The organism is Ruminococcus albus 7 = DSM 20455 (assembly GCF_000179635.2).
Taxonomy (GTDB): Bacteria; Bacillota; Clostridia; order Oscillospirales; family Ruminococcaceae; genus Hominimerdicola; species Hominimerdicola alba.
The window spans coordinates 1472485-1488621 of sequence record NC_014833.1 but is presented as its reverse complement, the minus strand read 5'-3'; the positions used below and the strand labels follow the sequence as shown (position 1 = coordinate 1488621).

General features: G+C 47.3%; 11 protein-coding genes. 3 read left to right on the top strand and 8 right to left on the bottom strand.

What is annotated here, in order from left to right:
* The first annotated feature begins 136 nt into the window (after positions 1-136).
* From RUMAL_RS20630 to RUMAL_RS06530, 3 genes are all read left to right on the top strand, one after another.
* Complete coding sequence (locus RUMAL_RS20630; protein ID WP_013497974.1) at positions 137-3484, top strand: EAL domain-containing protein; 3348 nt, start codon at positions 137-139, stop codon at positions 3482-3484.
* Positions 3485-3710: 226 nt separating this feature from the next.
* Entirely contained in the window at positions 3711-6314 is a 2604-nt protein-coding gene (locus RUMAL_RS06535) for a bifunctional diguanylate cyclase/phosphodiesterase (protein WP_013497973.1), read from the top strand.
* 12 nt (positions 6315-6326) lie between these two features.
* The gene (locus tag RUMAL_RS06530; protein ID WP_013497972.1) at positions 6327-8063 is read left to right on the top strand and encodes a LacI family DNA-binding transcriptional regulator; all 1737 of its coding nucleotides are present in this window, start codon (positions 6327-6329) and stop codon (positions 8061-8063) included.
* Positions 8064-8374: 311 nt separating this feature from the next.
* Here RUMAL_RS06530 and RUMAL_RS06525 read toward each other — a convergent pair whose 3' ends face one another.
* The 8 genes from RUMAL_RS06525 to RUMAL_RS06490 form a co-directional block, all read right to left on the bottom strand.
* The gene (locus RUMAL_RS06525; protein WP_013497971.1) at positions 8375-9676 is read right to left on the bottom strand and encodes a M20/M25/M40 family metallo-hydrolase; all 1302 of its coding nucleotides are present in this window, start codon (positions 9674-9676) and stop codon (positions 8375-8377) included.
* Positions 9677-9813: 137 nt separating this feature from the next.
* Positions 9814-10701 carry a metallophosphoesterase gene (locus RUMAL_RS06520; RefSeq protein ID WP_013497970.1) on the bottom strand — a complete coding sequence of 296 codons (888 nt, stop codon included), beginning with the start codon at positions 10699-10701 and terminating at the stop codon, positions 9814-9816.
* A 59-nt stretch (positions 10702-10760) separates the two neighbouring features.
* Entirely contained in the window at positions 10761-11609 is an 849-nt protein-coding gene (locus RUMAL_RS06515; RefSeq protein WP_013497969.1) for a patatin-like phospholipase family protein, read from the bottom strand.
* 3 nt (positions 11610-11612) lie between these two features.
* On the bottom strand, positions 11613-12143 hold the full coding sequence (locus RUMAL_RS06510) for a hypothetical protein (protein ID WP_013497968.1): 531 nt from the start codon (positions 12141-12143) through the stop codon (positions 11613-11615).
* 15 nt (positions 12144-12158) lie between these two features.
* On the bottom strand, positions 12159-12749 hold the full coding sequence (locus RUMAL_RS06505) for a hypothetical protein (RefSeq protein WP_013497967.1): 591 nt from the start codon (positions 12747-12749) through the stop codon (positions 12159-12161).
* Positions 12736-13368, bottom strand: coding sequence for a MotA/TolQ/ExbB proton channel family protein (locus RUMAL_RS06500; RefSeq protein ID WP_028504334.1), 633 nt, complete (start codon positions 13366-13368; stop codon positions 12736-12738). Before RUMAL_RS06500 ends, RUMAL_RS06505 begins: the two co-directional genes overlap by 14 nt.
* A 152-nt stretch (positions 13369-13520) precedes the next feature.
* Positions 13521-15203, bottom strand: a complete 1683-nt coding sequence (locus tag RUMAL_RS06495; protein WP_013497966.1) for an AMP-binding protein — start codon at positions 15201-15203, stop codon at positions 13521-13523.
* A gap of 21 nt (positions 15204-15224) precedes the next feature.
* Entirely contained in the window at positions 15225-15869 is a 645-nt protein-coding gene (locus RUMAL_RS06490) for an HAD family hydrolase (RefSeq protein ID WP_013497965.1), read from the bottom strand.
* Positions 15870-16137 lie beyond the last annotated feature (268 nt).

The window sequence follows — 16137 nt, the reverse complement described above, 5'->3', positions numbered from 1 at the left end:
GTTATTTCATCTAAATTTTGCCGTCCGAAAGAAATTTTTTCTTAAATTATATTGAAAAATATATACTTTTGTGTTATAATTTATAGTGAATATTTACAACGGCATATTATAAGGCCGTCGAACAGAGGTTTTCACAATGATCAACAGCAAAAAACGTATCGCTTTATTCGTCGGACAAGCAGACGAAGCCTATCAGAGCAGATTTATAACAGGATTCCTGGAGAACGCTTTTGCGCTCGATATGGATACCTGTGTGTTTGCTATGTACCATAAATATCAGGACACCGCATCGCGTGAAAAGGGCGAATCAAATATATTCACGCTGATGAGGGCGGAGCATTTCGACGGGGCTGTCGTACTGGCTGACAGCATACAGACCGCAGGTGCCGCTGACCGTCTGGAGGAATGGCTGCACGAGAACTTCCACAAGCCTGTACTCATGGTAGAAACCAAAAGCAGGTACTTTCCCAGTGTATACACCGACTGCTGCGAGCCCATAGATGCTCTGGTAGAGCATCTTGTGTCGGTACACGGTGCTGCTGACATAGCATTCCTCTGCGGCAAGAAGTGGCATGAGCACTCACAGCTGCGACTTCACGCGGTACGCAGTGCGCTGGAAAAACGCGGGCTCTCGCTGCCCGAGGACAGGATCATATACGGAGATTTCTGGTACCTCAGCGGTGAGGTATGTGCTGACCTGCTGACCGCAGGCGACAAGAAGCTCCCCGATGCGGTGATATGCGCAAACGACTGTATGGCGATAGGACTGTGTCAGGCATTAGAGGAAAGGGGCATATCAGTACCCGATGAGATAGCGGTCATCAGCTATGACTCCACATTTGAGGGACGTTCATCCCCGAAGCCTGTGACTTCGGCTGTGATACCTGCAAAGGAGCTGGGCTGCTATGCGGCAGGATATATGGCTGACAAGCTCGAAGGACGGGAAACTCAGCCCTTCTATGCGGCACCTCAGATATTCATCGGTGAGAGCTGCGGCTGCTGTCACAAGGAGAATGATGACCCCGAGCTCAGCCTGCAGAGAAAAAGCTGGGACACTGTCATATCCCGTGAGGGCTTTGCATCGGTGAACAATGCTATGGCTGATGATATCATATCCCAGACAGACCTGGCAGGATTTACGGGCATGGTATACTCCTATGCTTTCCAGCTGGGCGCTGAGAGCTTCCACCTGTGCATAGGCGATATGTGGAGATACATGGGCAAGAGCAGCGATGTACACTTCGGCAACGACGGCTACCCCGATAAGATGATATACGCCGTAAGGTTCAACAAGAGCCACAAGGACGGCATAGCAGGACTGGACATATCCTTTGACAGCCGGCTGCTGCTTCCGGACCTGCTGGACGAACATGAAAAACCCAGGGCTGTATTCTTCACGCCCGTATTCTGTGAGAACAACTGCTTCGGCTACGCCGCTGTGGAATACGGTGACGAAGCACGAAGCTATGACAAGGTATACCGTGAGTGGATAAGGCTGGTATCCAAGGGTCTGGAATCACTCAGGAGATATCTGGAAACCAACCGCATACAGGAACAGCTCAATGCCCTGAAGAGCAGTAAATTCTCGGCACTTAGTTTTGCATACGACACCCTTGATCCCGATGAGAAGGCGGACTACGAGCTGGTGACACGTATCCTCGACGGCAACCTTTTCAAGTACAAATTCCAGCCCATAGTCAACACCGTTGACGGCTCGGTATTCTCCTACGAAGTCCTTATGCGCTCCGACGCGGAAAGGAGCATACCTCCGCTGGCTATAGTAAGGTATGCGGATATGCAGAACAGGCTGGTGGATATAGAAAGATCCACATTTATGAACGTGCTGGAGATAGTAAAGAACAAGGCTGACAAGCTCAACGGCGCTAAGATATTCATAAACAGCATACCCGGTGTACAGCTCGCTGATGATGACCTTGCCAAGGTGGAGGAGTACCTTGATCTGCTGACGGATACGGTAGTTGTAGAGCTTACCGAGGAAGCCGAGATGGGTGATGACGAGCTGGAAAGAATGAAGTCCATACTTAAGCGGCACAAGACCAAGATAGCCGTCGATGACTACGGCACAGGGTATTCAAACGTAAGTAATCTGCTGAGGTATATGCCTGACTATGTAAAGATAGACAGGACCCTCATAAGCGAGATACAGATAAAACCCCAGAAGCAGCACTTCGTAAAGGAAATGATAAGCTTCTGTCACGATAACGGCATAAGAGCACTGGCTGAGGGCGTTGAGACCGCAGAGGAGCTCAGGACTGCCATAATGCTGGGTGCGGATCTGATACAGGGCTTCTACACAGGCAAGCCCGAAAGCGATCTTATACCCGAGATAAGCGAGAATGTAAGGCGCGAGATATCGGAGTACCACTATGAATTCACATCGGGAGTAGTGGTGCAGAAATACATCGCAGGCAAGACAAACAGAGTATCTCTTTCGGCACTGATAAAGGAGAACTTCAGCGAGATAGTTGTGGGCAGGGGCGAGATGATATACAAGGATATCACGGTATACGGCGCACCGGGACTGAACTCCAACGTGCATATAACCGTAGAGCCGGGATACAAGGGCAGGATAACCCTTGAAAATATATCCCTGCTGGGTGACAAGAATTTCCAGTGCATAGATATCGGTGAGGGTGCGGATGTTACGCTGGTGCTTTCGGGCGATAACGTGCTGAGAAATTCGGGCATAACCGCAGCACCCACATCACGGCTGACGGTAGAGGGTGACGGCAATCTTGTTATAGTGCTCAACTCCAAGGAATTCTGCGGTATTGGCAATATGCCTGACAAGACCTCGGGCGAGCTGATATTTGAACACAGCGGCACAATAGAGATAAAGGGTCACGGCAGCACAGGAGTGTGCATAGGCGGCGGCACGGGCGGAAAGGTCAGGATATTCAGCGGACAGTTCCTGCTCAGTTCAAACAGCAGCAAGGCAGTATGCATAGGCTCACTGACGGGAGATGCCAATGTGCTGATAGACAGCTGCAATATCATCATAGACCTCAATACCAATGAGGGTGCTGCTATAGGCTCGGTAACGGGCAATACAAAGGCATCCATAACCAAATGCTCGTTCAGGGCACAGTGCGACGGCTCGGATATAGTGGGCATAGGCACAGTCAGGGGCGAGAACACTCACGTATCTGTGGATATATCAAGCATGGATATAGATATGAGCGGCATATCACTGACGGGTATAGGTGCGCTGCGCGGCTCCACAAACTGTGAGCTGACCTCCACGGTACTGAAAATGACGATGTCGGGTGTGGATTCACTGGCTGTGGGCGGATATTCCGATGATACCTTCATACGCATGAACCGCTGTGATTCAAGGTGGGACGTGCGCAACAACACCGGAAAGGACTGCCACGCAAATGAGAAGAATTTCAGCATAATAAACGGTCTGGGAAGATTTACGGTAAACGGCAGCGAGATAATAAGAGAAAGCAGTATCGGATAAATACCGGCTAAATATATAGGGGATCTATTTTAGCAGACATACCAATGAGCAGCACTTAAATATTAACATAGTTTTAATATTAAATTTAGTGAATATATCGAATTTTATATTATTTTATGGCAAAGCATTGATTTTGTTATGTATTTATTGTACAATATAATGTATAGTACAGCTATACAACAGATATATAGCGGTACATCAATTCATATTTGCAAGAGGTAATCTTATGTTAACGTGGAATTTCCAATATATTTCCAAAGCACGTCTTGCTGAGGCGTTTCAGCAGCTTATGCTGGACCCTGCAGACGGAGATATCCTCATAAGGATACACACAGCTATCCACCTTGAAGATGAGGCTGTAGACCTGGCAAGATTCATCGCGAAAAAAGTGCCGGGTGCGCATATCTTCGGCACCAGTACATCTGCTGTGATATGCTGGGGCAGACTGATAAAGAACCAGTGTGTCATATCCGTAACACAGCTGTCGGAGGGCAGTATAAAAACAGCTATGCTGCCTACCTTCGAGAAAAACGGTATGCCCATGACCACAGACAAGCTGTGCAGGTGCGTCAGGGACACGGTGATAGAGGATGATACAAAGCTGCTGCTGACCTTCCTTACGCGGAAGTATCTTGGTGCTTACAACTTTGTGGAAAAGAGCAACATATATTACCCCGGGGTGCAGATGACCGGCGGACTTGCAAACACCTCGGATGTAAGCGTGAAAAAGTTCCCTGATACGGGCTTTGTATTCAATGAAACAGGCTGGATGAACAAGGGCATGATAGTAGCATCCATAAGCGGAAAGAACCTGGAGAGCTTTACCTCATACGCTACGGGTGCTCAGGCGATAGGGGACGAGCTGACTATAACAGATACTTTCCTTTCATGCATACTTTCAACAGACGGTCACGATGCGGCTGAGGCTTACCGTCTGGGTATAGGCAACGAGCTTCTCAACAGACCCGAGCTCAGCAACCTTTTCCCTTATGTATATTCAGACACCAACGATATACCGATATTTGTAAAATATTCGGACAATGAGAGCCTTGAGGACTTATTCGATCCTGATGAGCCTATAGTGCGGACTCTTCGTGAACAGGCTCCCGACAGGGACTACACTGCAAAGCGCGAGCTTATCTGTGCGAACCACAATGTGATAGCAGGCAAAAAACTGAGACGTGCCTTCATATACGACAGAAAGGTAATAGCCGATAACCGCTCACTGTTCAGGCGGATAGAGAACTTCGAGAAAGCAGAAACCATATTCGGCTACTCCTGCACAGCACGTTCCATGATATACTCAAACTGCGTAAAATGGGAGCTTTCAGCCTATGAGAACTCAAATATGTGCGGATGTATAACCGAGGGGCAGATAGCCCATGTGAACGGCAGGAACACATTCGCAAACTGCTCATTCGTGGTATCGGTCATGGGTGAAGCACCTGCATCGCAGCATTACAACCCTTATGCATTCTCACACACTGAAACACTTGTGGCTGACAACAGGAAGCTGCTGAATTATCTGTACGAAGCCGAAAAAAGGCTGCTTGCCAAGGAGGAAGCTTCGGCAGCTGACTCGATAAAAGCCTTTGTACATGACTGTGAGATGGATCTGCTATATTCGGATACGGAAGAACTGCCGAACGTGGCTGCGCTGAGCATGGACATGAAGCTGAAGGGTTCAGACCGTATATGCATAGTCGATGTTACGGGCACCTATGCCATGAACACGGTATTCTCAAAGGGTATAATAGATCTTACTTACAAAAAGTACCTGACTAAATGCATGACCTATACCAAGATGAAGGGGTACAAGATATACCACATCAAAGACTGGGAGATAGCTATAGGTGCTCCGTCATATATGTTCTCACTGCCTGATTTTGTAAGCGATATGGAAAATCTTCAGCGAGAGCTTTTTGAGAACAACGAGGAGTACATAGCCATAGTACCCCTGTTCTGCGTGGTAGATGCCTGCACCGCAGAGAATATAGAGCAGGCTTATCATGCGGCAAGGCTGATGATGACAGGCAAGAACATACAGTTCAGCGTGATGAATGCGAATACAAGTATCCCTGACAAGGAGAGCATACTTGAGCACTATCATATGGTGAACGTTATAAACTATGCCATTACCCATGACAAGGTGATACCGTATTTCCAGGGTATATACGACAACACCACCAACACCATACATCACTACGAATCGCTGATGAGGCTGGAGGATGAGAACGGCAAAATATACTATCCAGGAAGCTTCCTAGAAGTGGCGAGAGCCTACGGACTGCTGTACGATTCACTCTCAAAGATAATGATAACCAAGGTGTTTAACAAATTCAGGGATATAACGGATAAGAGCGTAAGCATAAACCTTGGTATGAGGGATGTGAAGAACCACGAGATAGTGGACTACATATACGATTTCCTCACGACGGTGAAGCACCCCGAAAACTTCGTATTCGAGCTGCTGGAAAATGAGGACATAGATGACTACAACACCCTTGTGACATTTGTTGACATGATACACGATCTGGGGGGCGAGATATCCATAGACGATTTCGGCAGCGGATTTTCAAACCTGCAGCATATCGCGAATATACATTCAGACTATCTGAAGATAGACGGATCAATAGTACGCAAATGCACAGTGGACGAACAGTGCGCCAATCTTATAGCGCTGATCGCGGACTGGAAAAAGCTGAGCAGTCACAAATTCCGTATCGTTGCGGAGTTTGTTGAAAATCAGGAGATACAGGATCTGCTGCTGAGATACGGCATAGATCTCTCACAGGGATATCTGTTCTCAAGACCCGGTCCCGAATTATAGCGGGGTAGAACAATGAAGAACATTAAAAAGAACGAAAAGATAATCTGCATGATGCTTGAGGATGTCAGCAGTGATTTTTCAAGAGAGCTGGTAAAGAGTTTAGCCAACGCCATACCTTCAAACAGGAAGATAAGGCTTATAGTGCTGCCCGGAAAACACGATGACGGCAAAGATGAAGAAAATCTGCACAGACACAAGACTGTAGTAAACAAGATATTCAGTCTTAGCGAGCGCTGCGATATAGACGGTTTTGTGATACACCTCGGAAGTGTAAACGAAAGGGACAAGAACACTCCCGGACTGTACGAGAGCTTTATGTCCAAGATAAAAAAGGTGCCTGTGGTGCTGGTCGCATCAGACCTGAAAAACGTTATCACGGTGAACTACGACAACGAAAGCGGCATACGCGAGGCGATAGAATATATCGCAAACGCTCAGGGGCTGACCAAGATATGTATGCTCGGGGGCAGAGATGACAACAAGGACGCCCGAGCAAGAAAACAGATATTCATAAAATGCCTGAAGGACTACAGACTGCAATACAGCGAGGATCAGTTTGAACCTTCGGATATGACAGAGAATTCCGTGGAGGCTGCCGAAAGACTGCTGGACAGGAACCCTGATGTGCAGGCGATATTCTGTGTTAACGATTCTTCGGCTAAGGGACTTTACAAAGTACTGAAAGCACGCGATAAAAAGATAGGCTCGGACGTGATGGTATTCGGCTTTGATAATACACGTATGTCCAGCAACCTTGACCCGCCCCTGTCTTCGGTGGGTGCGGACAAGATATCACTGGGACGAAGGGCACTTGAACTGCTGCTGGAAATGATGGAGGGTAACGAGGTAAGATCGGACACCGTACCCACAAGGCTTTTCGGCAGAGCCTCGATGCCATACGAGATGTACGACTACAACACCATTGAACTGACCAAAGCAGAGACTTCTTTCATATACAGAATGTTCAATGACTGCTTCTACAGGTACAGACTGGAATCCATAGACACGGAGAACGTTGACCTGAAAAGGCTGTTCTTTGAATTCATGTCGCCTATGCTGATATCATGCAAGCACAGGTATATGAGCCTTGAGACCTATGACGAGCTGTGCAGGATGATAGACAAGTTCTTTGATAAGGGTGCTATGCAGTATACTGACTCAAACAAGCTGATAGCAAGCATAGGCAGAGTTCAGATCGGCATAAACAATGCATCGCACTCACAATCAGCCTCGACACTGATAAACAGACTGTTCTCACGCATGAAGGACAGAGCCATAGTTACACAGGCCAAAGCACTGATATCCCGAGAACGGGAACACACTTACAGCCGCATAAAACTACAGGAGTTCATTGTGTCTGCTGTGGGCGGAAACGGCTGTGACAGCATATTCAGAAGCTTTGACAAGCTGGGACTCCCAAATGCCGCGGTGTATATTTTTGATAAGCCTCTGGATCTCGACGGCGAAAATAATCCTACTTTTCCGGAGTATATCTACCTCAAATGCATTATGCGCTCGGGAGACCTCTATATGCTTTCGGAGGACAGACAGAAATGCAGAACAGCAGATATTTTTCTCCGCAACGAGCTTTCAGTCAAAAGTAACGGGTATATCACCTTCCCCATACTATGCGGCAGCAGAGCATACGGTCTGCTGATGTGCGAGATAAGCGACGAGATCTGCGAAAACGGCGAGTTTATCGCCCTGGAACTCGGCATGAGCCTAGCACTGAAAGAAAACAGCCCGTAGGATCTTACACGGGTGCCGATATAGAGCGTTTGTGATAATTATTGAGGGAAACCCTTTTGAAAAAGGGTTTCCCTCAAACTCCTTTCCGAAAACTTTTAACTCTATTTGTCAGGGGCAGCTATACTTTTATAGCACAGCAAAAAGCAGACATTCTCTGTTCTTCGAGAGAATGTCTGCCCCTGCCAAATAGAAATAGAAGTCTTTGGAAAGAGGTCTGGAGGATAACCTTTCTTCAGAAAGGTTTCCTCCAGTAGTTACCGCAAATATTCTGTATTAACACCCGTGTGAGATCCTGCGGGTTTATATTACTGTCAGTCGATGAGGCAGAGTTCGGTGATGGCGTTGGCGTACATATTCAGGTTTAGTCTGAAAGTATCCATGGAGATATGTTCATCATCGCCGTGCATATTATTATTCTCCCAGGGGAACTCTGCACCGAAGGCTACGGCGCCGGGGGTATTATGGACATAGGTTATACCGCCCTCTGCGATACAGGAGCCTTTTTCGCCTTTTACTCTTTCGTAAACTCTGAGGAGTGCCTGAACGAAATCGCTGTTTTCATCGACGTAGTGGGGTTCCATGCCCTCGCAGGTATCTATCTCGAAGCCGATACCGCAGACTGCATCTTTGATGATAGTGCTTATCTCGTCATAGGAACGGTCAATGGGGAAACGGATATCAATACCGCCGCAAAGTCTGTCTTCCTTGGTTTTAAGGACAGTGAGAGCGCAGGTCATCTTGCCTGATACGCTGTCTTCAAAGCCCAGTCCGCAGGTAGTGCCGTCAAATTCGCCGTGGGGGAACAGCTTTTTAAGACCCAGCAGGAGCGCGTTATTTCCCACATAGCCCGAGAGGAATTTTGTAACTGCATTATCGCCGTTTTCGGGGCGTGAGCCGTGGGCGGAATGACCCTCGGTGACAGATGAAGTACCGTCTTTATAAGCAACGGTGCATCTGTCGGGGATAGCGTTTATAGCCATACCTGCATCAACGGATACTATCTCGCTGTCTTTAAAAGGTGCGGAGAATGTCATGTGGACCATGCCCTTTTCACAGTTGAGTACGGGGAATGAGCCGTCGGGAGTGAATACCATAGGCGGGAACTTTTCACAGCTTTCGTAGTATTCCATATCAGTACAGCCGTTTTCCTCGTTGCCGCCGAATATCACGCGGAAATTCTTCATGGGCAGACCCATATCGCGTATCGCCTTTACAGCCCATAAAACTGCGGTAGCAGGGCCTTTGTCGTCTATCGTGCCCCTGCCATAGAGTACGCCGTCCTTACGGGTGAGTTCAAAGGGAGAATAGCTCCAGTTGCTGCTGACGGGTACGGTATCCAGATGTGCCAGTATGCCCAGCACCGGTTCGCCGTCGGTGTTGAAATCGCCCCTGACAGCGTAGTTATCAAAATTCTTAGTCGTCATACCCAGGGACTTCAGCTTAGCCTCGCCCCATGCCAGCGCCTTTGCAGAGCCTTCACCGAAGGGACGTACATCCGAGTTTTCGTCTGCTATACTCTCTATGGCGATTATCTCTCCGAGGTCGGAAAGGATCTCATCCATGTGTTTATCAAAGTATTCCGCAAAAGCTGCGGCAAGCTGTGTCTTATCCATTATAGTTCGCCTTTCTGTAACATTAGTATGGTCATCCCGATGACAGTATTACCTGATTTACTTCGTTATACAAGCAAATAAAGTGGTGTGCCAAAGAGATAGCTGTGATATTTTTTGGACTGATATACTTTTGTATATCAGATATCCCAGGCATGGCCCTTGCTGTGCTTTGAGGGCTGCTTTTTGCCTGTAAGAGTAAGAAGCATCATCTGGGAAGGATTATTTATCCTGAATTTACCGAGCCCCGATGATACTGCCATGACGGTCTTGCCAAGCCTGTATATGCCCTTGGTATACTTCGGGAAAAATCTGCGTTCGGGGGAAAGGATTCCGCCTGCTATGGGCAGACGGATGACACCGCCGTGTACGTGTCCCGAAAATACGAAGTCAGCGCCCCAGCGTTCATAGGCTTCAAAGAACAAGGGATTATGGCCTATGAGCAGATCGCAGTGATCGGGATCGCTTTCGCCAAGGTATCTCGATATAGTACTGCTGTCGGGTACGGGCAGGCTGCAGTAGGTGCCGTCCTTGTTGATGAAGTATTTCAGCGGTATCTGTATGCCGTAGATATTTATCCTGTCACTGCCGCGGCACACAACTGCCATCTCGTTCCTGAGCACGTTTATGCCTGTGCTTTTAAGCTTATGGTACATGGCATCCCACACCTCAATACGGTGGAGTTCATGATTTCCCGGGGCATAGTACACGGGGGCTATGGCATCCAGATCCTTCATAAGCTTTACCTTGCCGCCCAGTTCTTCCTCGTTTTTGCTGTAAAGGTCGCCTGCGAATATGATGATATCGGGGGAAGCCGCCTTTACGGAATCGAGTAGTATACCGTAGTCCTTTCCGAATTTTTTACGGTGAAGGTCTGATATGAGCATGACCTTCATGCCTTCAAAAGCTGCGGGCAGTTTGCGGCTGTACATAACTTCTTTTTCAACGATGAGCTGTCTGTTGCCAAGAAATGCGTTAATGCCCGCAAACAACGATCCTGCCGCGAGCAGAGCAGTTTTCCATTTCATTTTTTACCTCTTCTATGGATCTTAATGTTTGTGAGTGGCCCGACCGGATAATGCAAAGGCTATTTTTTCAGATATGCTTTCAGTTTATCCATAGCCCACAGTGCGTGTTTGTAGCCGTGGGTGTAGAGCTTTTTCAGTTTATGGGGGTCGCCCTCGATACGTTCAACGCCGAAAGTGGTCTTTGGGGTGAATACGAATATCTTACCCTGTTTTGAAAGTTCCATTATCTCATCGACGCACTTGTTATAGCGCTCCGCCCTTGTAGATAAAGCCTTGGCAAATGCGGGATATTTGCTGTATCTCGCGGCACAGAGTTTTGTCATGCTGTCGGAGTGCTTGCGGTAATCTCTCGGGCGGGTGAGTATCACTATATTCTTATCACAGCCCGTTTCCAGTGCTTTTTTATAAGGTATTGAGTCAGCTATGCCGCCGTCAAGATAGCGCTTGCCGTCTATCTCAATCTCGGGGAAAAGCAGGGGCATGGCACAGCTGGCACGCAGTTTGTACCATTTTCTGTCCTTTTCATCGACACGGAGATATTCTGCCTTACCGGTTTCAACATTGGTGGCAACGGCATAGAATTCCCCTTTGTATCTGCCGAGGGCTTCATAATCATAAGGCAGCAGCTTGTTGGGTATAGTGTCATAGTCATAATCGAGATTATAATAGCTTTTATTGCGTGGGTCTATGAGGTGCTTTACACCCATATACTCGGGGGTGGGCATGAATTCTGTTGCAAGCCTGTAATTTCTGCCATGCTGACGCGAGGCATAGCTTACGCCGAATGCGGAACCTGCGGACACACCGAATATCCTGTCTGCCATTATATCATTTTCGAGGAGCGCATCAAGTATGCCGCAGGAGTATATCGTCCTGCTGGCGCCGCCCTCAAGAGTAAGTCCCAGCATATATCACTGTGCTGCTGACTCGGGTGCGGATTCTACAGCTGCTGCAGCCTCTATGGTGAACTCTCTGCCCATTTCGGAGAAGGCATTGGTAAGATCTTCCATAGTGTTCTGGGTAGCGTTGTCATCCTCGATGAGTGCGACTACATCCTTGTTCATCTTCTCCATGGAGAAGGTGTCTTTAAGGTCTTCAAGGCTTATCTCGCTGCCCTTATAGAGGTAGGTGCTGCCTGATACCTTGATATTGTCATACACCTTGGTGACCTCAGCTGCCGAGCTTTCTTCATCATCTGCGGATACAGTTACTGCCCTGTCGGGAACACCGCTGCCGTCTTCGGTATCCTTGCCTTTTCCGCCGAAACCGAAGCCGCTGCCGTCAAACAGACCCAGCAGCTTAGCAAGCAGGAGCGCCAGTATAACTATAAGTATCAGAACGATGATAGTTGCTGCACGTCCGCTCTTCTTCTTTTTCTGATTCTTCTTTTGCTTTTCTGCATCTTCTCTGTACATTTTTTCGACCTCTTTCTCTATACTCATAGTATTATCCTCCTGTCATCTTGCAGTATTTATATAGGTGCAGTAGAAGTTCTTATAGCTTTTGCCGAGCCTTCCGACTGCATCCGTTATACCTGAAACATCGCGGAAAAGTGCGTGGCTGCCGTCATACACGAATGCGCACAGCACCACATCATCAGTTCCTATATCTGCCTTTCTGAGCGCCGCTGAAAGGGCAGAATAAACATCATCCTCGTTAGTGACGGCTGACCTTGAAAGTACGTTATCTCCGTTGGTGACGGTCAGCTCACCGCCGGGGGAATACCTGAGATTTATGGTAAGCATGAGTCCGTCACCGAAGTTTTCAAGCGCCTGCTGATTGGCGGCGGCGGTACTGTCAATATCTTCTGCCAGCTTGCGAGCCCTTTGTATCTCCATATCAGCCTGCTCTCTCATACTTTCCAGCTTTTCTTCGGCTTCCTCCCTGACCTGCACCACCTCAGCCTGAGCTTCGGCTATGCGGCTGTCGGCATCTTCCTTTACCTTTGCACTTCCCTCCTGCACGTTCATCATCATCCAGAAGAGCATTATGAAGATAACATCCAGCAGGGCGGTCAGCTCAATGATGATGCCCTTATTTTTCCTCATCTTCATCACCCTCGGGCATACCGAAAATCTCATCCAGCAGTGCAATACCCTTTTTGCCCTTGCCGCTGCCCGAATACTTTTCCATTACCACGGGCTTTTTTACAGCCTCGTCATTACCGCTTTTCTTCTGCTTGTTACTGAAATTTCTTGATAGATAAAGCTCGACGCTTTTTTCGTTATCCTCTATCTTAGCGGAAACTATGCCGTCAAGGAACTTGAATATTATAGCGAACACCAGACCCCAGAAGGTGGAGGTGAGTGCGCCGTAGAAATTGCCTGTGACGTTTGTATTATCTGCCACAAGACCCAGCAGGGATACAACGGTGCCGAGTATGCCCAGCAGGGGGAATATGCCTGTGAGGTTCACGAACAGTGAATACAGCTTGCCCGTGTGGTTTCTCATGGCGACGATATCCTGCTCCCTCAGACCTGATATCTCCTTATCAGCCTCATGCCTTGATGAACCGTCGGGAACGAATACCGTAAGGTGCATTTTTTTGTACAGTTTATCCGCTGACATTTTAAGATAGCGGTATACTATCGCGGTGAATACAGCCGTAAGAAATATAAGGATATCATATCCCCAGAGGTTCATAAATATAACAGATATGAGTTTCATGATGGTGTCCTCTTTATTATACGATTTGCGGAATATTTCCACATACTATATAATAGCATATTTATCCACAAATTGCAAGGATTTTCGCAATATTTTCACGTTGAATATATACAAATAGAGCAGCGTAGGAAATACGCTGCTCATAAAATACATTATTTAGATGAATGACTTTCCTCATACTTTCTGTGATCGTTGTCCCTGATCTCAACACGGCGGATCTTGCCGCTTTCGGTCTTGGGAAGATCATCTACGAATTCGATGATACGGGGATACTTATAGGGTGCTGTGGACTTCTTAACATAAGTCTGGAGTTCCTTAACAAGCTCGGGAGAGCCTGTATAGCCGTTGGAAAGGACGATAGTCGCCTTTACCACCTTGCCGCGTATCTCATCATCGGCGGCTGTGACAGCTACCTCCCTGACAGCGGGATGCTCCATAAGTATGCTTTCTATCTCGAAGGGTCCTATACGGTAGCCGGATGCCTTGATAAGGTCATCGGTACGTCCCACATACCAGAAATAGCCGTCCTCGTCGCGGTAAGCGGTATCGCCTGTATGGTAGATGCCGCCGCGCCATGCGTTGTCGGTAAGTTCCTTGTTGCCGTAGTATTCCTTGAAGAGTGCGGGATGCTTGCCGCGTTCAGCCCTGATGATTATTTCGCCTGTTTCGCCTGTATCGCAGCTGGTGCCGTCCTTGCGGATGATATCAACATCATAGAGGGGGGATGGCTTGCCCATTGAACCGGGCTTTGGCTTCATGCCGTAGAAATTCGCTACTATTACAACGCTCTCGGTCTGACCGAAGCCTTCCATAAGTTCAAGACCTGTATACTCCTTCCAGCGGTTGAATACCTCTGCATTGAGAGCCTCGCCTGCGATACAGCTGTACTTTATACCCGAAAGGTCATAGTTTCCAAGACCTTCCTTTATAAAGAACCTGTACATGGTAGGAGGTGCACAGAAGGAAGAGATATTGTAATCCTGGAGGACCGTCAGCATCTTATCGGGGTGGAATCTGTCCATATCATATATAAATTCCTCGGCACCGCATATAAGCTGACCGAACATTTTGCCCCATGCACATTTCGCCCAGCCGGATTCGGAAACTGTCAGGTGTACGGAAGTTTCATCGACGTGGTGCCAGTACTTTGCGGTAGTTATGGAGCCTGCGGCATAGGCATTGGCGTGGATAGCCATTTTGGGCTGACCTGTTGTGCCTGAGCTGAAATATGCCAGCATATAGTCATTTTTATTGATGTCCTGCTTTTCAAGAGTGTCGGGATATTTGGACAGTTCCTCCATGAAGTCAGTCCAGCCCTCTTTCTTACCGCGGCAGATGAACTTCTCCTTTATGCCTGTATACTTCTTGCAGGCGGTATCTATACGGTCTGCGACTTCATCAAAATAAGTCGCGCATACATACTTTACATTTGCTGCTTTGAAGCGGTATACGTAGTCCTTGGGCATGAGCTGGGAGGTGGCGGGGATAAGTATACATCCTATCTTTATAAGACCGTAAGCCAGTATCCAGAACTCATAGTGTCTTTTCAGGACTGCCAGCAGCATATCGCCTTTTTTGACACCGTGAGCCAGCATCATATTTGCGCACTGATTTGAAAGTCTGCTCATTTCGGCATAGGTGAACTCTCTTTCGCCGCCGTGGTCATTTATCCAGTGGAGCATTTTCTTTTCGGGATAGAGCCTTGCCAGTTCATCTATTACATCGTAGCCGAAATTGAAATCGTCCTTCAGCTTCAGCTCGAACTTTTTCAGTGTGCCGTTCTCATCGACTTCCTCATCGACGAACTGCTTATAAAAATCATTCATACCAGACATATTGTTTGCCTCCGTTATTTCTTAGTATTTTAATATATCTTCGGGGATATGGGCTATATGGTCGGCACCTGCGGAGATAAGTTCCTCTTCGGTGCGAAAGCCCCATGTACAGCCGATACATTCTATACCTGCATTATGGGCGGTATTCACATCCACATTTGAATCCCCCGTGTGGATACATTCATCGGGGGTGACACCGAGTTCTTCCATAATCATATACATAATATCGGGGGAGGGTTTTGTGGGGACACCCTCGCGCTTGCCGTGGACAGTATGGAACATACCCTTGCCGAACAGTGTTTCAACTATATAAACCGTACAGTCATCGGGTTTATTTGAAGCCACTGCCAGCAGACAGCCCTTGGCTTTCAGCTTTTCAAGCACTTCCCTGATGCCGTCATAGGGCTTTGTTTTACAAAGCATCCTTTCTGCATAGACCTTTGAATACTCAGCGTGGATAAGTTTTATCGTATCAGTATCGCGCTTATCTTCGGGGAGGGCACGCTCAATAAGTTTAAGTGCGCCGTTGCCGACGAAGTACTTGTATTTTTCCGTATCATGTGTGGGGAAGCCATGTCTCTCAAGCACGATATTAACGGAATCTGCCAGATCGCACAGGGAGTCGGCAAGTGTACCGTCAAGATCAAATATATAAAGCTTTTTCATCTTTCATTCCTTACTTGGATTTTTATCAAATATTACAGTTATCAAAATTTCTTACAAACATACGAAATTTATACAATAATCTGGTTTTTATACAGCTGTCAAAATTACATAGCTTATTATACTCTTTCATAATGAAAGTTCTGTGTTTACCATATTACTATTCTATTAACTTATCTGATCTATAACAATATTATAAACGCAGTATTATGTTAATAAGTTCGGGTATTAAAATCAGATCGATAAGAACCCGTGAACGACAATACATATC

Excerpts from the sequence above, each read along its gene's own strand:
- RUMAL_RS20630 (WP_013497974.1), top strand. The coding sequence starts at position 137 with ATGATCAACAGCAAAAAACGTATCGCTTTATTCGTCGGACAAGCAGAC.
- RUMAL_RS06515 (WP_013497969.1), bottom strand. The coding sequence starts at position 11,609 with ATGCTGGGACTTACTCTTGAGGGCGGCGCCAGCAGGACGATATACTCC.
- RUMAL_RS06505 (WP_013497967.1), bottom strand. The coding sequence starts at position 12,749 with ATGAGGAAAAATAAGGGCATCATCATTGAGCTGACCGCCCTGCTGGAT.
- RUMAL_RS06495 (WP_013497966.1), bottom strand. The coding sequence starts at position 15,203 with ATGTCTGGTATGAATGATTTTTATAAGCAGTTCGTCGATGAGGAAGTC.
- RUMAL_RS06520 (WP_013497970.1), bottom strand. The coding sequence starts at position 10,701 with ATGAAATGGAAAACTGCTCTGCTCGCGGCAGGATCGTTGTTTGCGGGC.
- RUMAL_RS06500 (WP_028504334.1), bottom strand. The coding sequence starts at position 13,368 with ATGAAACTCATATCTGTTATATTTATGAACCTCTGGGGATATGATATC.
- RUMAL_RS06510 (WP_013497968.1), bottom strand. The coding sequence starts at position 12,143 with ATGAGTATAGAGAAAGAGGTCGAAAAAATGTACAGAGAAGATGCAGAA.
- RUMAL_RS06535 (WP_013497973.1), top strand. The coding sequence starts at position 3,711 with ATGTTAACGTGGAATTTCCAATATATTTCCAAAGCACGTCTTGCTGAG.
- RUMAL_RS06530 (WP_013497972.1), top strand. The coding sequence starts at position 6,327 with ATGAAGAACATTAAAAAGAACGAAAAGATAATCTGCATGATGCTTGAG.
- RUMAL_RS06525 (WP_013497971.1), bottom strand. The coding sequence starts at position 9,676 with ATGGATAAGACACAGCTTGCCGCAGCTTTTGCGGAATACTTTGATAAA.
- RUMAL_RS06490 (WP_013497965.1), bottom strand. The coding sequence starts at position 15,869 with ATGAAAAAGCTTTATATATTTGATCTTGACGGTACACTTGCCGACTCC.